This window comes from Frigoribacterium sp. ME-P-080 (assembly GCF_030209595.1).
Classification (GTDB): Bacteria; Actinomycetota; Actinomycetes; order Actinomycetales; family Microbacteriaceae; genus Frigoribacterium.
Genome location: NZ_JARVRR010000004.1, coordinates 170496 through 189902 on the forward strand (window position 1 = coordinate 170496; position 19407 = coordinate 189902).

Genomic DNA, 19407 nt, shown 5'->3' on the forward strand with positions numbered 1-19407 from the left:
GTCGCCCTGTCGGTGCCCTCGACCTCAGAGCTCGTCGGTGCCCTCGGCCTCAGGGGAGGCCGGGACTCATTCCACCCGGTACGTGAGCGTGATCGTCGCACCCTTGGTCGCGGTCAGGCCGGCGACGGGGTTCGTCTCGGTGACCGGCAGGCGGGCCTCCCAGTCGTAGAACGCACACGTGAAGGCCGTGCAGGTCGGGTAGCTCACCCGGAAGCCGAGACCCTGCAACTGGGACGTGGCCGCGTCGATGGTCTTGCCTCGGACGTCCGGGATGGTGATGGGCGGCGGGCCCTTCGACACGACGAGGTTGACCGTGTCGCCGTGTCGGAGCGGCCCCTCGGCCTGCTGTTCGTATCGGATGACCTCCCCGGAGGCGACCGCATCGCTGAATTCCGTTCCGCTCTCCACACCCGTCAACTGTGCCCCCGCGAGAGCGCCCTGCGCGTCCGCCACCGAGAGGCCCGCCACGTCCGGGACGGGGCCGAGCGAGACGGTGAGCGTCACGGGTCGTCGTTCTCCGTACTGGGCTGCTCCGGCGAGATCGACCGGCGTGTCCGCGTCGTCCACGCCGCTGATCCCGAGGACGGTGCCGGCGGCCGACTCGTCGAACTGGCTCGACGTCGGCTGCAGCGTGAAGTCCGAGAGCGCTTCGGTGGCCGCGGTCTCGGTGTCGCCGACGACGGTCGGGACCGGGAGTTGCCGGGGCCCCTGGGAGACGACCAGGGTGATCGTGGACCCCTTCTGCACACGGGTCGTGGCGTCGGGGTCCGTGCGCGCGACCTGGCCCGAGGGCACCACCGGGGAGAAGTCCGTCTGGGGATCGGGGGCTACCACGAAGCCGGCCGACGTGAGGGCGGCCGTCGCCGCGTCCGGTGCCCGTCCTGACACGTCGGGGACGGACGCCTGCGCCCCGGGACCCGAGCCGAACCACCAGCCGGTCCCTCCGGCGAGCAGCGCGACCGCGACGACGACGGCCATGAGCACCCGTCCCCGCCGCCGACGACGGTCGGCGACGGCCGCGAGCGTCGTGGCGGCGTCGTCGGGTGCGGCCTGGACCGGCCCGGTCCGGTGTCGCGCCTTGGGCAGGATCTGCGTCTCGCCCGTGCCGCCGGACGGCAGGACGGAGGTCGCGCCCGCGGCAGGGAGCACCATCGTCCGGTTCGCGGGTGGTCCCGAGGGATCGGCCAGCACCCGTTGCACGTCGAGCAGTTGGTCGAGCAGGGCCCGGGCGTCCCTCGGTCGCTGTTCGGGGTCGCGAGCGGTCGCCCAGAGGACGAGCTCGTCCAACTCGACCGGCACGCGGGGGTTGGCGGAGCTCGGGGTGGGGACCGTGTCGTTGGCGTGCTGGTAGGCGATCTGCATGGGCTGGTCGCCCTTGTAGGGCTGCTCGCCCGTGAGCATCTCGTACATCATGATGCCGAGCGCGTAGATGTCGCTGCGGGTGTCGGCGATGCCGCGGGTCACGAGCTCGGGGGAGAGGTACGCGATCGTCCCCAACAGCGCGGCACCCGTGGCGGTGTTGGCCGTCGCGGCCCGCGCCAGGCCGAAGTCGCCGATCTTGATGCGTCCGTCGTCGGCGAGGAGGACGTTCTCGGGCTTGAGGTCGCGGTGCACGATGCCCGCGCGGTGGGCGGCGGCGAGACCGGCGAGGACGGCTTCGAGGATGTCCATCGCCTGCTCGGGCGTCAGCACCTTGTGGTCCTGCAGGAGTTCGCGCAACGTGATGCCGGGCAGGTACTCCATCACCAGATACGCCGACTCGTCGTCCTGGCCCTGGTCGAAGACGTTGACGACGTTGGGGTGGGCCAGGCGGGCGGCCGAGCGCGCCTCCTGGATGAAGCGCTCCTTGAACGACGCGTCGTCGGCCAGGTGGCCGTGCATGATCTTGATCGCCACGCGGCGTTCGAGTCGCAGGTCGGTGGCCAGGTACACGGTGGCCATGCCACCTCGGGCGATGCGCGAACGGACCTCGTACCGGCCCTCGATGAGACGGCCGATCATCGGGTCAGTCTGGTTCACGCTCACCTTCGTGATTTTACGGACCGAGGGCCGTGCGGGTGTCCCAACTCACCGCACGGCGGGAAACCGCCCGGCAGGTGGGTCGTCCGGGGTTCAGCGCAGGGTCGCGAGCCAGGTGGTGGCCGGAGCTTCCCACTTGGCGTAGGCATCCGGGAACGCCGAGTACTGGACGGCCTGGGCCGCCTTCGTCAGGGACATCGACTGCCACCCCTTGACGTCCAGGAGGCCGCGCGTCTTGCCGGTGTTGGGGTTGCTCGCGCCACCGAAGAAGAGCTTGGTCGCGTGCACCGGGTCGCGTAGCTGCGCGGGGGTGCCCCAACCCGTGCTCGGACGCTGTTGGAAGAGGCCGAGGGAGTCACGGTCGCCGTGGTCGAGGTTGCGCAGGCTGCTCTCCTGGGCGGCCGCGGCCAGGGCGATCACGATCGCACGGTCTCCGACCCCGAGCTGGCGTCCGACCGAGATGATGACCCGGGCGTTGGCGGCCTGCTCGGCGGTCAACGTCGCGCTGACGCCCAGCGGTGCGGCCGACGTCGACGCGACGACGGTCGTGGCGGTCGGCGCGGAGGCGCCGGGGAGGGTGAGGGTCTTGCCGGCGTAGATGGTGCTGGTGAACGAGAGGCCGTTCGCGGCGAGGAGGGCCTTGACGCTCGTCCCCGACTTCGAGGCGATCGAGGCGATGGTGTCGCCCCGCTGGATGACGTAGCTGCCCACCGCGGGCCCCCCGGCGGGGGCCGGTGTCGGGGCGGCGGCGGAGGCGCCCGTCGGGACGGTCAGGGTCTGGCCCGGGTAGATGATGCTCGACAGTCCCAGCGCGTTCGCCTGGATGAGCGCGCTGGTCGTGACGCCGTGCGCACGCGCGATGGAACTCAGCGTGTCCCCACGGACGATGACGTACCGGCCGCCCGTCGCCTTGGCCGGGGCGGGCGCGGCGGACGGCTTGGCTGCGGCGCTCGTGGCGGCGCTCAGGCTCAGGGTCTGGCCCGGGAAGATGGTGGACTTCCAGCTGAGGCCGTTGAGGGCGAGCACCGACGCGGTGCTCAGGCCGAACGAGCCGGCGATGCTCGCGACCGTGTCGCCCGACTTGACGGTGTACGTGGCGGGGGCCGCGCCGAAGACCGTGGCGGAGGTCGCGGCCGTCTGGACCGTGGCCGCGGTCTTCTGCTCGGGCGCGGACAGTCGAGGAGGCAGCACGGGACGCGGTGACGCGTCGGGCTTCTTCGTCGGGTTCTGGTCGAGGGCGAACACGGGGCCCGTGACGCCCATGCTGAGGGCCATCGAGCCAGCCAGGACGATCGGGACGGTGTTGAGCATCGACCGGGCCATGCGGGAGAGGGGCTTGCGCCCGTCTCCGCCACCGAGGGGGCCGAAGGCGCTGGTCGACCGGGCGTCCTGGGTCGTCACGGACTCGGAGTCGGGGCGGGCGGAACTGACGTCGTTCATGGGCTGATCCTCGGTTCGGGGGCGGGGACACGGTCGCTGGGTGATCGGTGAGCCGCGGTGCCACGTCGTCCAAAGTTGGCACACGTGGATATCCAAGTCAATCAGCGTGACGGATGTTGCGCATGTGACTCGACCCACGTGAGGGAGACGAGGAGGCGCAGCGAGGGCCACGAACCCGTGGCAAGGTTGTGGCGTGACCGATCTCTCTCAACGCCCCTGGTTCGCCGACACCGAATGGCTCACCGTGCCCGACCTCGTCGAGCGGCTCGGCCTCGGCGTCAGCCGTGTCCGGCGCCTCCTCGAGGAGCACGTCCTCGTCGGGACCCGCGTGGACGGCGTCACGAAGGTGCCATCCGTCTTCCTCGACGGCTCGGAGCCGAGGCACGACCTCCGGGGCACCCTGACGGTCCTGTCGGACAACGGGTTCGACGACGACGAGGCCCTCGACTGGATGCTGTCCCACGACGAGGCCCTCGGCACGAGCCCCGTCGCCGCCCTCCAGGCCGGACGCAAAGCCGAGGTCCGGCGCATCGCGCAGAGCCTCCTCTAGCCCCGATCCGCGCCTCTGGCGGCTGCCGGTCCTCGGCCGCCCTGGCGCAGAGGGCGTCAGGAGGCGCGGCGCGTGACGGTCTCGGCGAGTCGCGTCAACTGCGTCCGGGCCGACGGCGCGAGTCCCGACCTCTCGAGTGCGTGGACGGCACGCTCCACCTGATCGGTGATCGTCTGCTCGACGGCGTCGACGGCACCGCTGTCGCGGAGCGTCGCCTGGAGCATGCTGATCTGGTCGTCGTCGAGTTCGGGGTCACCGAGGAGTTCGTCCAGCAGGCGGACGGCCCCGGGGGGCAGGGCTCGGCGGGCCGTCGCCACGAGGACGGTGCGCTTGCCCTCTCGGAGGTCGTCGCCCGCGGGCTTTCCCGTGACCGAGGGATCGCCGAAGACACCGAGGAGGTCGTCACGCAGCTGGTAGGCGATGCCGAGGGGCAGCCCGAAGTGCCGCAGGGACTCGAGGGCTGGCCGGTCGGCCCCGGCCATGGCCGCGCCGACGGTCAGCGGGGCTTCGACGCTGTACTTCGCCGACTTGTAGACGATGACGCGCTGGGCACGCGGCAACAGCTGCACCTCGTCGACCGTCCGCCAGGCGTTCTCCTCGAGGATGTCGAGGTACTGGCCCACCGTGACCTCGGTCCGCATCCGGTTGAGCTCGAGGCGGGCCGCGCGGGCGGCGTCACGGGACGGGAGGGAGTCCAGGGCCTCGCTGAGGAGCTCGTCGCTCCACGCCAGGAGGAGGTCTCCCATGAGGAGGGCTCCCGAGCGACCGAACGCCTCAGGGGACCCGAGCCAGGCCCCCTCGCGGTGCAGGGACTCGAAGCGCCGATGCGCCGCCGGGAGTCCGCGGCGCGTGTCCGAGTTGTCCATGATGTCGTCGTGCACGAGCGCGGCGGCGTGGAAGAACTCGAGCCCCGCCGAAGCGGTCATGACGGCGTCGATCTCGCGTTCGTCGCGGGGCTCCCCGAGGGGATCGAATCCGGTGTCGAGCCCGGCGACGGACTGCCAGCCCCAGTAGCAGAAGAGAGCCCGGAAGCGTTTCCCACCGCGAAGCAGATCGCCCGAGTAGAGGGAGAAGGAATCGAGGTCGGGAGCGATGCCCATGAGGGCCGGTCGCTGACGCTCGAGGAACCGATCGATGCGCTCTTGAACGACGTCCACTAACCGCGTACTCTCAGCCACGCTGCCTAGCCTAGCGATAGCTGTCGGGCATACACTCGCAGCTACTCATCGCGTCGATCCCGAGGCTCCCGCCTCGCGCTTGAGAGCCCGTGCTCGAAGGGAACACCAAGATGCCACTTTCCGAACAGGAGCAGCGGCTCCTCGAAGAGATGGAGCGGAGTCTCTACAACAACGACTCCGACTTCGTGGCGACGGTCGGGACCCGCGGCGCCAGACCCAACTACACGCTGGTCGTGGTCGGGGTCCTCGGGGCGCTCGTCGGCATCGCCGTGATCGTCGCGGGCGTCATCTTCCGCCAGCCCTTGATCGGCGTGGCGGGGTTCGTGGTCATGCTCGCGGGCGTGCTGTTCGCCATCGCGCCTCCCAAGCGGAAGGGGTCCTCGACGGCCTCGATGCCGTCGGCTCCCCGTTCCTCCACCTCCCGCCCCGCGCATCCCGCCAAGGGGGGCCTGATGGATCGGCTCAACGACCGGTGGGACCGCCGCCAGGACGGCGACGAGCGCTCCTAGGCGCCACCAGCACCACGACCACAGGGGTCGGCCTTCGGGCCGGCCCCTTTTTCGTGCGCCCATCCATCCTGCAGGAGGCGCGCGACACGCAGGACGCGCCTCCTCGTGGTCCTTTCCCTCCACCGTCCTCCACCCGTGTGGCCCCCGAACTGGAGCGGATCGCAGGCCGGACACGCGGCGGAGGACCCGCCTTTTCATTGTCTGGTGGTGGGTTGTGGAGTAAAGTGGAGGTACGTGCCACAGACGGGGTGCGGGGCGAGGGGAGACGGGCGCATGTTCCTCGGCACCTATTCGCCCAAGCTCGACGAGAAAGGGCGCATCATCCTCCCCGCGAAATTCCGTGACGAACTGGCTTCCGGCCTCGTCATGACCCGTGGGCAAGAGCGGTGCGTCTACGTCTTCAGCCAGCGCGAGTTCGAAGACATGCACTCGCGCATCCGTCAGGCGCCCGTCACGAGCAAGCAGGCCCGCGACTACATGCGCCTCTTCCTCTCGGGCGCGAGCGACGAGATCCCCGACAAGCAGCACCGGGTCACCATCCCGGCGACACTGCGCGAGTACGCCGGCCTCGGCCGTGACCTCACCGTCATCGGCGCGGGAAACCGTGCCGAGATCTGGGCCACCGACGCCTGGAACACCTACTACGAGGCCCAGGAGGCCGAGTTCGCCAACACCACCGAGGAGGTGATCCCCGGGCTCTTCTAGCCCGTGGGCCCCGACCCTCAGCCGTCAGCCCTGGCGCACCTTCCCCGGTGCCAGGTCCCGACGGATGGGGATCAGGGCCGACGAGCACAGCCCGTGTCGTCATGGCCGATCAGATCCACACCCCCGTCCTCCTCGAGCGGACCCTCGAACTCCTCGCCCCGGCCGTCTCGCGTCCCGGCGCCGTCGTCGTCGACTGCACCCTCGGCATGGGTGGCCACAGCGAAGCGATGCTGCAGGCCTTCTCTGAGCTCACCGTCGTCGGCCTCGACCGCGACACGGAGGCACTCGCCCTCGCCGGCGAGCGGCTCGCACCCTTCGGCGACCGGGCTCGCCTCGTGCACACGACGTACGACGGCATCGCCGACGCGCTCGACGACCTCGATCTCGAGACCGTCGACGGGGTGCTCTTCGACCTCGGCGTGTCGTCCCTGCAGCTGGACCGGGTCGAGCGCGGTTTCTCGTACTCCAAGGACGCGCCCCTCGACATGCGCATGGACCCCACCTCGCCCGTCACGGCGGAGCGCGTCCTCGCCGAGTACCCCGAGAGCGAGCTCCGGCGCATCTTCTACCAGTACGGCGAAGAGAAGCTGGCTCCGCGCTACGCCCGGCGGATCGTCGAGCACCGGGCCGACTCCCCGCTCACCCGCAGCGGTGAGTTGGTCGACCTCCTGATCGCGGCGACGCCCATGGCCCTGCAACGTGCCGGTCACCCCGCCAAGCGCGTGTTCCAGGCGCTCCGCATCGAGGTGAACGGCGAGCTGGCCTCGCTCGAGGCGGCCGTCCCGGTCGCCCTCGACCGTCTCGCCGTCGACGGGCGGATCGTCGTCCTCGCCTATCAGTCCCTCGAAGACCGTTTCGTGAAGCGGGAACTCGCCGCTCGGACGACCTCAACGGCGCCGCAGGGCCTCCCGGTGGAGTTGCCGGAGCACCGTCCCGACTTCCGCCTCCTCGTCCGAGGGGCCGAGCTGGCTTCCGACGCCGAACGCGACCTCAACCCCCGAGCCAAGCCCGTGAGACTGCGCGCCGCCGAACGAATCCGGAGAAAAGCATGAGCAGCAACCTGGCCATCGCGACCCCGTCGAGCCGTCCGCAGCCGTCGTCGACCCCGACGGCGCGCCCGGTCGAGATCGTCACGAGTCGGTCGCAGCGACGGGCCCGTCCGAAGATCGCCTACGCGCTCATCGCGACGGCGGCGCTGTTCGTCCTCCTGTTGGCCCAGCTCGCCATCAGCATCGCCTTGAGCGACGGCGCCTACAAGATCTCCGACCTGCAGGCCGCGAAGACCGAGCTCGTCCGCGACCAGCAGAAGTTCAGCGAGCAGCGCGACGTGCTGTCCTCGCCGCAGAACCTCGCCGCCAACGCCGACGAACTCGGCATGGTGCGCAACTCGAACCCCGTCTACCTCGATCTGGCCACGGGTGCGGTCCACGGCTCGCCCGCCCCCGCGGCGGGGGCGGACGAGGCGACGTCCGGCAACCTGATCCCCAACACCCTGCTCGAGGGCGTCCCGCTGACGACCAAGGCCCCCGCGACCGCCGCCGACGGCACGGCGACCACCGACCCCTCCGCCTCGTCGGTCGGTGCTCCGACCACGGCGGGCGCCGCGGCCGTTCCGACCGACGCAGGCGCGGCGGACGGGGGATCGGCCGGCGAGTCGGTAGCGTCGGGCGCGAACGAGCTGGCGGCTCCGCAGACCCGCTAGCGGCGTGCCGTCACCGGTACATCGAACGACGACAGCGGGTCGGGCAGGCGCCCGGCCGCGGTGAGGAACCTCTCGTGAAAGCAGCTCCCCGAAGCCGCCGTCTCCGCGCCACGCTGGCGATGGCGCTGATCATCGCGCTCGTCGGCGTGTTCGTGGTGCGCCTGGCGGACATCCAGCTCGTGCAGGCGGCCGAGCTCAACGAGCAGTCCCAGAACAAGCGCGAGATCGTGCAGACGACCTACGGCGATCGTGGCGACATCACCGACGTCGACGGCACCGTGCTCGCCGGCAGCGTCACCCGGTACAACATCACGGCCGCTCCGGCCTTCGCCACGACGGCCAAGGTCAAGGGCGACGACGGCACGACCACCGAGCTGACGGTCGACCAGGTGGTCGAGCGCATCGCCGAGATCACCGGGGGTGACGCCGCGACCATGACGAAGGCGTTGACCACCGACCCCGAGGCGAACTTCGCGTACCTGGTCAAGGGCGTCGACGTCGACGCGTTCCGCGAGGTCCGCGAGATGGACGTGTCGTGGGTGTACTTCCAGCGCCAGGCCGCGCGCACCTACCCCAACGGCGCGGTGGCGGGCAACCTCACGGGCTTCATCGGCACCGACGGGCCGCAGGCCGGACTCGAGCTCAGCCAGGACGCGTGCCTGGCGGGCACCGACGGCTCGGAGACCTACGAGCGCGGAGCCGACGGGGTCCAGTTGCCCGGCAGCACCGTCACGACCAAGAAAGCGGTCGCCGGGGGCACGCTGCGTCTCACGGTCGACAGCGACCTCCAGTACATGACCCAGCAGGCGCTGGGCGAACAGGCCGAGGCCATCGGGGCCGAGTCGGCCACGGCCGTCGTCATGAAGGCGAGCGACGCCTCGCTGCTCGCGGTCGCCGACTACCCGGCCGTCGACCCCAACGACGTCAACGGCACCGCCGTCGACGACCTCGGCAGCAAGGCCTTCACCTACTCGTACGAGCCGGGTTCGACCTTCAAGGCGATGACCGCCGCCATGCTGCTCGACTCGGGCAAGGCCGATCCCGCGACGCGGGCGACGGTGCCGTACTCCCGCACGTTCCCCTGGGGCGGCGAGATCCACGACGCCACCTTCCACCCGACCGAGAACCTCACGCTGACGGGCATCCTGCGCGACTCGTCGAACGTCGGCATCTCCCTGCTCGGCCAGTCGCTCTCGGCCCAGCAACGTCACGACTACATGGTGAAGTTCGGTCTGAACGACCCGACCGGCGTGGCCTTCCTCGGTGAACCCACGACGGGCATCCGGCCGGCCTCCCAGTGGGACCAGCAGACGAGCATCAACACGATGTTCGGACAGGGCGTCTCGACGACCGCCATCCACATCGCGAGCATCTACCAGACGCTGGCCAACCACGGCACCCGGTTGCCGGTCAACCTCGTCGCCGGGTGCACCGCCCCCGACGGCACCGTCACCGACGCGCCCTCCGCCGAGGGCACGAGCGTCGTCTCGCCGTGGGCCGCCGACACGACCGTCAACATGCTCGAGAAGGTCGTCAGCGACGGCGACCTCAAGGACGTCCTGTCGATCCCCGGCTACCGCGTGGCGGCCAAGACCGGCACCGCCGAGGTCGCGCGCTCCGACGGAACCGGCTACGGTTCTGACCGCATCGTCTCGGTGGCGGGCATCGCTCCGGCCGAGAACCCGCAGTACGTCGTCGTCGTGACCTTCACCAAGCCCAGTACCATCAAGACGTCGGCCGCTGCGGCGCCGACCTTCAACAAGATCATGTCCCAGGTCCTCGAGATGTATCGGGTCCCTCCGTCGACGGAGCCGGCACCCAGCCTGCCCGAGACCTGGTGAGAGAAGAGGATTCTTTGAGCGCCCGGATCCCCCCGGTCCTTCGACCGGAACATCCGTCGGCGAGGTCACTCGCCCAACTGGTCAGCGAGTTCGGACTCGAGCACGAGGGTTCCCTCGACGGCATCGAGATCACCGGCATCACGCTGAGCACGGCGGACCTCCACCCCGGCGACCTGTACGTGGGCGTGCCCGGTGCGCACCGGCACGGAGCCGAGTTCGCCGACCAGGCACGTGACGGTGGCGCGGTCGCACTGCTGACCGACGCCGCGGGGGCCGAGCTGGCCCGGTCCAGCGGTCTCCCCGTCGTCCTCGTCGACTCGCCCCGGGCGGCCCTCGGCGAGCTCTCGGCATGGATCTACCGCACGGACAGCGACGACGCACCCCTCCTCCTCGCGGTCACCGGCACCAACGGCAAGACCAGCACCTCGTACCTGCTCGAAGGCGTCCTGCGACAGCTGGGCCTCGTCACCGGCCTCAGCAGCACGGCCGAGCGCCACATCGGCGACCTCACCGTCGTCAGCCGCCTCACCACCCCCGAGGCCAGCGAGATGCACGCCCTGCTGGCCCGCATGCGTGAGAGCGAGGTGCGCGCGGTGGCCGTCGAGGTCAGTGCCCAGGCACTCAGCCGCAACCGCGTCGACGGCCTCGTCTTCGACGTCGCCGCCTTCACGAACCTGAGCCACGACCACCTCGACGACTACGCCGACATGGAGGAGTACTTCCAGGCCAAGTTGCCGCTCTTCCAGCCCGACCGTGCCCGTCGTGCCGTGGTCTCGCTCGACTCGCCCTACGGACAACGCGTGGTGGACAACGCCCGCATCCCCCTGACGACGATCACGATCCTCCCCGACGTCGAGGCCGACTGGACGGTCCAGATCCTCGACGAGCAGGCCGCCTACACCGAGTTCCGTCTGTCGGGCCCCGAGCAGCGTTCGCTCGTGACGCGCGTCCCGCTGATCGGGTGGCACATGGTCGCGAACGCGGCCCTGGCGATCGTCATGCTGGTCGAGGCGGGCTTCGAGCTCGAGGCCATCGGCCAGGCGCTCGACGCCGACGGCGGCATCGTCGCGTACCTGCCCGGGCGTACCGAGCGGGTGTCCGGCGACACCGGCCCGAGCGTCTACGTCGACTTCGGCCACAGCCCCGACGCGTTCCTGACCACCCTGGCCGCGGTGCGCACCTTCACACCCGGCAAGGTCATCATGCTGTTCGGCGCGGACGGCGACCGCGACACGACGAAACGCGGCGAGATGGCCCGGGTGGCCGCGGCCGGTTCCGACATCCTCGTCGTGACCGACCACCACCCCCGTTTCGAAGACCCGGCCTCCATCCGCAAGACGCTCGTCGACGCCGCCCGCGAGGCGTACCCCGAGCACGAGATCCACGAGGTGAGCCCGCCCGAGGCGGCCATCCGGGCGGCCGTGGCCCTGGCCCGAGAAGGCGACTCGATCCTTTGGGCCGGTCCAGGCCACCAGGACTACCGCGACATCCGTGGTGAGCGCACCCCGTACTCCGCTCGCGACGAGGCCCGTGCCGCCCTGCGCGAGGCCGGGTGGTCCGAGTGATCGCGCTCACGCCTCGCCAGATCGCCGACATCACCGGCGGGCGCCTGGTCCACCCCGAGGAGGCGCGGGTCGCGACCCCGGTCGACGGCACGGTCGAGACCGACTCGCGTCTGGTCACCCCGGGGTCGATCTTCTTCGCCCTGCGCGGTGAGGTCACCGACGGGCACCTCTTCGTCGAGGCCGCCACGTCGAACGGCGCCGCCCTCGTGGTCGCCGAGCGCGAACTCGAGACGACCGCACCGCTCGTCGTCGTCGACGACGGGGTCGTCGCGCTGTCCCGACTCGCCGCCGCCGTCGTCGAGCACGTCCGGCGCCTCGGACGCCTGAAGGTCGTCGGCGTCACGGGTTCCAACGGCAAGACGAGCACCAAGAACATGCTCCGCGCGGTACTGGGCGACGTCGCGCCGACCGTCGCCCCCCAGGGGTCGTTCAACAACCACGTCGGTGCCCCGATCTCGATGCTGCGCATCGACGAGACCACCGAGTACCTCGTCGTCGAGATGGGTGCGAGCGGCCCGGGCGAGATCGCTCGGCTCGTCGACATCGCCCGTCCCGACACCGGGGTCGTGCTCAAGGTCGGCCTCGCCCACGCGGGCGGCTTCGGCGGCATCGAGGGCACCCGTGCGGCGAAGGCCGAGATGGTGACCGACCTGCCCGCCACGGGGACGGCCGTCCTCAACGCCGACGACGACCGCGTCGCCGGCATGGCGTCCGTGACGGCCGCACGGGTCGTCACCTTCGGTCAGGGTGCCTCGGCCGACTACCGGGCGTCCGACATCGACGTCTCGGCGTCGGGCACCTCCTTCACCTTCGAGCACGGCGACGCGAGCCGCCGGGTGTCGCTGCGCATCCTGGGCGAGCACCACGTGATGAACGCCTTGGCGGCCCTCAGCGTCGTCGGCGAATGGGGCGTCGACCTCGATCGGGCCGTGACGGTCCTCGAGGGCGTGACGCGGGCCGAGCGCTGGCGCATGGAGGTCCTGGACGCCCCCGGCGGCGTGACGGTCGTGAACGACGCGTACAACGCGAGTCCCGACTCGGTCGCCGCGGCGTTGAAGACCCTCGCCCAGATCACCGGCCCCGACCACCGGTCGGTGGCCGTGCTCGGCGAGATGGCCGAGCTCGGCGAGTACGCGCGTGACGAGCACGACCGCGTCGGCCGCCTGGTCGTCCGGCTCAACGTGGGCCAACTCGTGGTCGTCGGCCACGAGGCCCGACACATCCACATGGCGGCGGGCCTCGAAGGCTCGTGGGACGGAGAAAGCGTGCTGGTCGACACGATCGACGAGGCGTACGACTTCTTGCAGGGCACCCTGCGAGCCGGGGACGTCGTCCTCGTGAAGTCGTCCAAATCGGCCGGCCTGCGCCTCCTGGGTGACCGCCTGGCCGGGGTGACCGCATGATCGCGCTGCTGATCGGCGGCGGGTTCTCCCTCGCCTTCACGCTGCTGATGACGCCGGCGTTCATCAAGCTCTTCCACCGTCTCGGGTGGGGCCAGTTCATCCGTGACGACGGCCCGCAGTCGCACCACACCAAGCGCGGCACGGCGACCATGGGCGGCATCGTCCTGATCATCGGCACCGTGCTCGGCTACTTCATCGGTCACCTGGTCGGCGGGGACGAGCTCACCCTCAGCGGCATGCTCGTGCTGTTCATGATGGTCGGCCTCGGCGTGGTCGGGTTCCTCGACGACTTCCTCAAGGTGCGCAACCAGCGCAGCCTCGGGCTCGGCGGGTGGGCGAAGATCGCCGGGCAGGTCGTCGTGGGGGCGGTGTTCGCCGTCCTGGCGCTCTCGTTCACGAACGATCGCGGGCTCGCCCCCGCGTCGACGATGATCTCGGGCCTGCGCGACATCCCCTGGCTCGACTTCATGTTCTTCGGCACCATCGTCGGGGGCGGGCTGTTCCTGATCTGGGTCGTCCTGATCACCGTCAGCACCTCCAACGGCGTGAACGTCGCGGACGGCCTGGACGGTCTCGCCACGGGCGCCTCCATCCTCGCGATCGCGTCGTACATCTTCATCGGCTTCTGGCAGAACAACCAGCTCTGCACGAGCGTGCGCCTCGACGAGGCCACGCGGGCGGCCTGCTACCAGGTGGCCGACCCGCTCGACCTGGCCGTGGTCGCCGCCTGCATCTGCGGTGGCCTGATCGGGTTCCTCTGGTGGAACACCTCGCCTGCACAGATCTTCCTGGGCGACACCGGTTCGCTGGGACTCGGCGGGGCGCTGGCCGCCCTGGCCATCCTGAGCCGCACCGAACTCCTGCTCGTGCTGATCGGTGGTCTCTTCATCGTCGTCACCGGCTCGGTGATCCTGCAACGGGCGTACTTCAAGATCACGAAGGGCAAGCGCATCTTCCTGATGAGCCCCCTGCACCACCACTTCGAACTCAAGGGCTGGGCCGAGGTGACCGTCGTGGTCCGGTTCTGGATCATCGCCGGGCTCTTCGTCGCCGCCGGCGTCGGCACCTTCTACCTCGAATGGATTCTCCGCACCTCATGAGCGACGGCAGCACCGCCCCCCTCGCCGAACGGCTCGCCGGGCTCGACAGCTGGCACGCCGACTGGTCGGGCCTGCGCGTGGCCGTCCTCGGGCTCGGTGCGACCGGTTTCTCGGTGGCCGACACCCTGGCCGAACTGGGCGCCGACGTCCTCGTCGTGGCCCCCGCGGTCGACGCCGACAAGGCCGAGCTGCTGCAGCTGATCGGGGCCCGTCTCGACGAGGTCGAGTCCACCGACACACCGTCGGCCACGCTCACGGCCTTCGACGCGCACCTCGTCGTGGCCAGCCCGGGCTTCGCCCCGCACCACCCCCTGGTCCGCTGGGCCGTCGACTCGGGGAGGGCCGTGTGGGGTGACGTCGAGCTGGCCTGGCGCGTACGCGACAAGGTCGAGCGCGTGGCCGAGTGGGTGCTCGTCACCGGGACGAACGGCAAGACCACGACGACGCAGCTGGCGTCGGCGATGGCCGGCGCCGACGGTCGCCGCGTGGCGGCCTGCGGCAACATCGGCGTGCCCGTCCTCGACGCGGTGCGCGACCCCGACGGCTTCGACCTGTTCGTCGTCGAGCTCTCGAGCCACCAACTGCACTACCTGCCGACCGGGGGAGCCGGAGCCCTCCGGCCCCGAGCCTCCGTCTGTCTCAACCTCGAGGCGGACCACCTCGAGTGGCACGGCGGGGCGGACGCCTACCGTGCCGCGAAGGCCAAGGTGTACGAGAACACGGTCGTGGCCTGCGTCTACAACAAGGCGGACGAGGCGACCCTGCACATGGTCGAGGAAGCCGACGTCGAGGAGGGCTGCCGCGCCGTGGGCTTCGGCCTCGACGCCCCGGGGCCCAGCGAGGTCGGCATCGTGACCGGCGACGGGGTCTCCGTCCTGGCCGACCGCGCCTTCCTCGCGGAGCGCCACACGCGAGCGCTCGAACTGACCACCCGGGAGGCCCTCGAGGGCGTCGGCCTCGGCGCCGACCACCTCGTCGAGGACGTGCTCGCCGCCGCCGCGCTCGTGCGTGCCGTGGGCGTCGCTCCCGTCTCGATCCGCGACGCCCTCGCCGGTTTCGTGGTGGACCACCACCGCACCGAGGTCGTGGCCGAGTCCGGCGGCGTGACCTGGGTCGACGACTCCAAGGCGACGAACCCGCATGCCGCGCGCGCCTCCCTGACGTCCTTCCCGTCGGTCGTCTGGATCGTCGGAGGCCTGTTCAAGGGCGTCGACGTCGAGCCGCTCGTCCTCGAGTCCACGGACGCCGTCCGGGCGGCCGTGTTCGTCGGCGTCGACCGTGAGCCGCTCCGCCGGGCCTTCTCCCGACACGCGCCCGGCATCCCCGTCTTCGAGGTCGACGCCACCGACACTGGGCAGGTGATGCCGACGGCCGTGCGCCTCGCCGCGAGCGTGGCCCGTCCCGGGGACACCGTGCTCCTAGCCCCGGCGGCGGCGTCCATGGACCAGTTCACCGACTACACGGCCCGAGGGCGATCCTTCGCCCGGGCCGTACACGAACACTTGAGGGGTGACGTCGATGGCCAACCCGCCGTCCAGCCTCCCGCGCCGTCGGCCGACTGAGTCGAGCCGCACGCGCCGCGGGCCCGTCCGACCGACCGACGACGCCTCGAGCGGCCTGGGGTCCTCGAAGCGCACCGCCGGCGCCGTCGTCCGCGTCAAGAAGCTCTTCGCCGCCGAGACGGGCTCGTACTTCGTGATCCTCGGGACGACGTTGTTCATGGTCGTGCTCGGGCTGGTCATGGTGCTCTCGTCGTCCTCGGTCGAGCAGTACATCTCGTCACGACACACGTCGTTCTTCGGCGCGTTCATCCGACAGGGCACGTACGCGGCCGTGGGCATCCCGCTCATGCTCATCGTGTCCCGGCTGCCGGTGTCGTTCCTCAAGCGCTGGGCATGGCACGTCCTGGGCGCGACCATCGTCCTGCAACTGCTTGTCTTCTCGCCCCTCGGCTACGAGATCGGCGGCAACCGCAACTGGATCGACCTCGGCTCGTTCACGGCGCAGCCCTCCGAGGCCGTCAAGCTCGCGTTGGCGATCTGGCTCGGCATGATCCTCTCGGTCAAGCGCGATCTGCTCGACGACTGGAAGCACCTGGCGATCCCACTCGTGCCCGTGGCCGGAGTCGCGATCGGCCTCGTCGTGCTCGGTGGCGACCTCGGGACGACCATGATCATGCTCCTGCTCGTCTTCGCGGCCGTCTGGTTCGCCGGCGTCCGGCTGCGCTACCTGCTGGCGCCCCTCGCGTTCCTCGCGGTCGTCGTGCCCCTGATCGCCCAGGGGTCGAGTTCGCGCAACTCGCGCATCGCCGCGTGGCTGTCGGGCTGCTCGGACTCGAGCCAGTACCAGGCCGAGTGCTGGCAGACCCTGCACGGAACGTGGGCGCTGGCCTCGGGGGGACTCTTCGGCGTCGGTCTCGGCAACTCGAAGTCGAAGTGGTCCTGGCTGCCCGAGGCCGACAACGACTTCATCTTCGCCATCGTCGGCGAGGAGCTCGGCTTGATCGGAGCGATGGTCGTGTTAGCCCTCTTCATCGTCCTCGCCGTCGGTTTCGTCAAGATCATCCGCCGGACGAACGACCCCTTCGTCCGTGTGACGACCGGGGCCATCACGGCGTGGATCATCGGTCAGGCGCTCGTCAACATCGCGGTCGTCCTGGGGCTGCTGCCCGTCTTGGGCGTCCCCTTGCCGCTCATCTCGGCCGGTGGATCGGCGTTGATCGTCACGCTCGTGGCCATCGGCGTCGTGCTCTCGTTCGCCCGGGTGCCCGAAGAGACAGCGACGCCCCAGGGGCTCCCGCGACAGCGGGTAGGGTCTCTGCGGTGACGACGTATCTCCTCGCCGGCGGTGGCACCGCCGGGCACGTGAACCCCCTCCTCGCCGTGGCCGATCGGCTCCGCCGGCGCGAACCCGACGCGACCGTCCTCGTGCTCGGCACCGCCGAGGGGCTCGAGGCACGGCTCGTCCCGCAACGCGGGTACGAACTGCTCACCGTGCCGCGGCTGCCCTTCCCCCGCAAGCCCTCCGCGGCGGCGCTGCGATTCCCCGGCCGACTCGCCGGCGCGATCGACGGCATCCGGTCCTTGCTCGCACAGCACGACGTCGACGTCGTCGTCGGATTCGGCGGCTACGCAGCCGCCCCGGCCTACGTCGCGGCCTGGCGGTCGAAGGTGCCCGTGGTCGTCCACGAGGCCAACGCGAAACCCGGCATGGCGAACGTCCTCGGCTCGTTCCTCTCGTCCCACGTCGGCGTCGTCTTCCGCTCCACCCGACTCCGGGGCGGACGGCAGGTCGGCATGCCGTTGCGCGACGAGATCGAGTCCCTCGACCGACGGGCCCACCGCGACGAGGCCGTCGCGGCCTTCGGTCTCGACCCCGCGCGGCCGACCCTGCTCGTCACGGGTGGTTCGACCGGTGCGCGGCGGTTGAACGAGACCATGTCGAGGGCGGCCGTCAGCGTGCTCGGCGCCGGCTGGCAGATCCTGCACATCACGGGTGAGAAGTCCGATCTCACCTCGACCGACCTCGACGGCCACCACCTCCTCCGGTACTGCGACCGCATGGACCTCGCGCTCTCGGCGGCGGACTTCGTCGTCTCCCGGGCCGGCTCGGCCACGGTGAGCGAGCTCACCGCGCTCGGGTTGCCCTCGGTGCTCGTCCCGTACCCGGTGGGCAACGGCGAGCAGCGACACAACGCCACCGACGTCGTCGGTGCCGGGGGAGCACTGCTCGTCGCCGACGCCGACTTCACGCCCGCCTGGGTCGAGCGCACGCTCGTCCCCCTGCTGCTCGACCGGGCCGTCGTGGCGGACATGGCCGTCCGCGCCGCCTCGGTCGGGGTGCGCGACGGAACCGACCGCACGGTCGACCTCGTCCTCGACGCCGTGGGCCGCGCCTCCTCGTCTTCCCCGAACCCCGACCTCAGCGAGACATCATGATCAAACCCGACCTCGACCAGCCGATCCCCGCCGAACTCGGTGCCGTCCACTTCGTCGGCATCGGCGGTTCGGGGATGAGCGGCATCGCCCGGGTCTTCCTCGCCGCCGGCCACCGTGTCACCGGGTCGGACGCCCGCGACAGCGCGGCCGTCGAGTCGCTCCGGGCGGCAGGCGCCGAGATCGCGATCGGCCACGACGCGGCCAACGTCGGCGACGCCGACACGCTCGTGGTGACCGGCGCCCTCTGGCAGGACAACCCCGAGTACCAGCTCGCGCTGTCGAAGGGACTGCCCGTCCTGCACCGATCGCAGGCGCTCGCCTGGCTCGTCGGGCAGCAGCGGCTCGTCTCGGTCGCCGGGGCGCACGGGAAGACCACGTCCACCGGCATGATCGTCACCGCCCTGCTCGCCGCGGGGCACGACCCGAGCTTCGTGAACGGCGGGGTCATCCAGTCGTTGGGCGTCAGCGCCCGTGGCGGTGACGACGACCTGTTCGTCGTCGAGGCCGACGAGTCCGACGGCTCGTTCCTGCTCTACGACACCTCGGTCGCCCTGATCACGAACGTCGACGCCGACCACCTCGACCACTACGGCTCGCACGAGGCGTTCGACGACGCCTTCGTCCGGTTCGCGTCGGCGGCGCGCGAGTTCGTCGTCGTCTCGAGCGACGACGACGGTGCCGTCCGTGTCACCGAACGCCTCGACCACCCGCGCGTCGTGACCTTCGGCGAGGCCGCCGACGCCGACGTCCGCCTGAGCGACGTCGCCACGACCGGCCCGGTCTCGTTCACCCTGCACGCCGAGGGTCGTTCGTGGCCCGTGCAGTTGCGCGTGCCCGGGCGGCACAACGCCGTCAACGCCGCCGGTGCCTTCGCGGTCCTCGTCGGCCTGGGCGTCGACGCGGAGGCCGCCATCGCGGGTCTCGAGACCTTCGGCGGCACCGAGCGGCGGTTCGAACTGCACGGCGTCGTGCGGGGCGTCAGCGTGTACGACGACTACGCCCATCACCCCACCGAGGTCGCCGCCGCGCTGCAGGCGGCGCGTTCCGTGGTCGGCGACGGGCGCCTCATCGCCGTGCACCAACCCCACCTCTACAGCCGCACGCGGATGATGGCCGGCGAGTTCGCCGAGACCTACGAGCGACTCGCGGACCACACCATCGTGCTCGACGTGTACGGCGCGCGCGAGGACCCCGAGCCCGGCGTCACCGGCGCGCTGGTGTCCGAACGCTTCGCCGACCCCGACCGCGTCGACTTCGTGTCCGACTGGCAGGCCGCGGCGGACCGGACGGCCGAGGTCGCTCGAGAGGGCGACTTCGTCATCACGCTCGGCTGTGGCGACGTCTACCGCATCGTGCCGCAACTGCTCGGCTCACTCGACGCGGCCCACGAACCCGTCGTCGCCGTCGCGGAGGACTCCGCGGAGTGACTCGTCACGACAGGTCCGTGGTGTCGGGGG

Annotated in this window: 16 protein-coding genes; 13 read left to right on the forward strand and 3 right to left on the reverse strand. The window is 70.8% G+C overall.

Going from position 1 to position 19407, the window contains the following annotated elements; genetic code table 11:
• Positions 1-66: 66 nt before the first annotated feature.
• Both pknB and QRN23_RS09395 read right to left on the reverse strand, forming a co-directional pair.
• The gene (gene pknB / locus QRN23_RS09390; RefSeq protein ID WP_123570012.1) at positions 67-2025 is read right to left on the reverse strand and encodes a Stk1 family PASTA domain-containing Ser/Thr kinase; all 1959 of its coding nucleotides are present in this window, start codon (positions 2023-2025) and stop codon (positions 67-69) included.
• Positions 2026-2112: 87 nt separating this feature from the next.
• The gene (locus QRN23_RS09395) at positions 2113-3459 is read right to left on the reverse strand and encodes a LysM peptidoglycan-binding domain-containing protein (RefSeq protein ID WP_285063385.1); all 1347 of its coding nucleotides are present in this window, start codon (positions 3457-3459) and stop codon (positions 2113-2115) included.
• 193 nt (positions 3460-3652) lie between these two features.
• On the opposite strand from QRN23_RS09395, the gene QRN23_RS09400 reads away from it, so the two are divergent.
• A complete protein-coding gene (locus tag QRN23_RS09400; RefSeq protein WP_123570013.1) occupies positions 3653-4009 on the forward strand; it encodes an Rv2175c family DNA-binding protein in 357 nt (118 codons plus the stop codon).
• Between the two features lie 56 nt (positions 4010-4065).
• On the opposite strand, the gene QRN23_RS09405 is transcribed toward QRN23_RS09400, so the two are convergent.
• A complete protein-coding gene (locus QRN23_RS09405; protein WP_173150808.1) occupies positions 4066-5187 on the reverse strand; it encodes a polyprenyl synthetase family protein in 1122 nt (373 codons plus the stop codon).
• Positions 5188-5297: 110 nt separating this feature from the next.
• On the opposite strand from QRN23_RS09405, the gene QRN23_RS09410 reads away from it, so the two are divergent.
• The 12 genes from QRN23_RS09410 (at position 5298) to murC (ending at position 19377) form a co-directional block, all read left to right on the forward strand.
• A complete protein-coding gene (locus QRN23_RS09410; RefSeq protein ID WP_123570752.1) occupies positions 5298-5696 on the forward strand; it encodes an SCO2097 family morphological protein in 399 nt (132 codons plus the stop codon).
• A gap of 273 nt (positions 5697-5969) precedes the next feature.
• Positions 5970-6401 (forward strand): division/cell wall cluster transcriptional repressor MraZ, encoded by a 432-nt coding sequence (gene mraZ, locus QRN23_RS09415; protein WP_055973040.1) that lies wholly within the window; start codon positions 5970-5972, stop codon positions 6399-6401.
• Positions 6402-6502: 101 nt separating this feature from the next.
• Positions 6503-7453 carry a 16S rRNA (cytosine(1402)-N(4))-methyltransferase RsmH gene (gene rsmH / locus QRN23_RS09420; RefSeq protein ID WP_285063386.1) on the forward strand — a complete coding sequence of 317 codons (951 nt, stop codon included), beginning with the start codon at positions 6503-6505 and terminating at the stop codon, positions 7451-7453.
• The gene (gene ftsL / locus QRN23_RS09425) at positions 7450-8103 is read left to right on the forward strand and encodes a cell division protein FtsL (protein WP_285063387.1); all 654 of its coding nucleotides are present in this window, start codon (positions 7450-7452) and stop codon (positions 8101-8103) included. Before rsmH ends, ftsL begins: the two co-directional genes overlap by 4 nt.
• A 74-nt stretch (positions 8104-8177) precedes the next feature.
• Positions 8178-9944, forward strand: a complete 1767-nt coding sequence (locus QRN23_RS09430; protein ID WP_233568309.1) for a peptidoglycan D,D-transpeptidase FtsI family protein — start codon at positions 8178-8180, stop codon at positions 9942-9944.
• Positions 9945-9958: 14 nt separating this feature from the next.
• A complete protein-coding gene (locus tag QRN23_RS09435) occupies positions 9959-11509 on the forward strand; it encodes a Mur ligase family protein (protein ID WP_056045031.1) in 1551 nt (516 codons plus the stop codon).
• Positions 11506-12912 carry a UDP-N-acetylmuramoyl-tripeptide--D-alanyl-D-alanine ligase gene (locus tag QRN23_RS09440; protein ID WP_173150811.1) on the forward strand — a complete coding sequence of 469 codons (1407 nt, stop codon included), beginning with the start codon at positions 11506-11508 and terminating at the stop codon, positions 12910-12912. Before QRN23_RS09435 ends, QRN23_RS09440 begins: the two co-directional genes overlap by 4 nt.
• Entirely contained in the window at positions 12909-14012 is a 1104-nt protein-coding gene (mraY, locus tag QRN23_RS09445) for a phospho-N-acetylmuramoyl-pentapeptide-transferase (protein ID WP_043594922.1), read from the forward strand. The genes QRN23_RS09440 and mraY overlap by 4 nt, the downstream gene beginning before the upstream one ends.
• Positions 14009-15574, forward strand: a complete 1566-nt coding sequence (murD, locus tag QRN23_RS09450) for a UDP-N-acetylmuramoyl-L-alanine--D-glutamate ligase (RefSeq protein ID WP_285063388.1) — start codon at positions 14009-14011, stop codon at positions 15572-15574. Before mraY ends, murD begins: the two co-directional genes overlap by 4 nt.
• Positions 15531-16838, forward strand: coding sequence for a putative lipid II flippase FtsW (ftsW, locus tag QRN23_RS09455; protein ID WP_285063390.1), 1308 nt, complete (start codon positions 15531-15533; stop codon positions 16836-16838). The genes murD and ftsW overlap by 44 nt, the downstream gene beginning before the upstream one ends.
• The gene (locus tag QRN23_RS09460; RefSeq protein ID WP_123570017.1) at positions 16835-17950 is read left to right on the forward strand and encodes a UDP-N-acetylglucosamine--N-acetylmuramyl-(pentapeptide) pyrophosphoryl-undecaprenol N-acetylglucosamine transferase; all 1116 of its coding nucleotides are present in this window, start codon (positions 16835-16837) and stop codon (positions 17948-17950) included. The genes ftsW and QRN23_RS09460 overlap by 4 nt, the downstream gene beginning before the upstream one ends.
• On the forward strand, positions 17947-19377 hold the full coding sequence (gene murC / locus QRN23_RS09465; RefSeq protein WP_056045036.1) for a UDP-N-acetylmuramate--L-alanine ligase: 1431 nt from the start codon (positions 17947-17949) through the stop codon (positions 19375-19377). Before QRN23_RS09460 ends, murC begins: the two co-directional genes overlap by 4 nt.
• The last annotated feature ends 30 nt before the right edge of the window (positions 19378-19407 follow it).

Bases quoted from the DNA above. Each gene is read 5' to 3' on its own strand.
- QRN23_RS09395 (WP_285063385.1), bottom strand. From the start codon at position 3,459: ATGAACGACGTCAGTTCCGCCCGCCCCGACTCCGAGTCCGTGACGACC.
- QRN23_RS09410 (WP_123570752.1), top strand. From the start codon at position 5,298: ATGCCACTTTCCGAACAGGAGCAGCGGCTCCTCGAAGAGATGGAGCGG.
- mraZ (WP_055973040.1), top strand. From the start codon at position 5,970: ATGTTCCTCGGCACCTATTCGCCCAAGCTCGACGAGAAAGGGCGCATC.
- rsmH (WP_285063386.1), top strand. From the start codon at position 6,503: ATGGCCGATCAGATCCACACCCCCGTCCTCCTCGAGCGGACCCTCGAA.
- ftsL (WP_285063387.1), top strand. From the start codon at position 7,450: ATGAGCAGCAACCTGGCCATCGCGACCCCGTCGAGCCGTCCGCAGCCG.
- mraY (WP_043594922.1), top strand. From the start codon at position 12,909: ATGATCGCGCTGCTGATCGGCGGCGGGTTCTCCCTCGCCTTCACGCTG.
- murD (WP_285063388.1), top strand. From the start codon at position 14,009: ATGAGCGACGGCAGCACCGCCCCCCTCGCCGAACGGCTCGCCGGGCTC.
- ftsW (WP_285063390.1), top strand. From the start codon at position 15,531: ATGGCCAACCCGCCGTCCAGCCTCCCGCGCCGTCGGCCGACTGAGTCG.
- murC (WP_056045036.1), top strand. From the start codon at position 17,947: ATGATCAAACCCGACCTCGACCAGCCGATCCCCGCCGAACTCGGTGCC.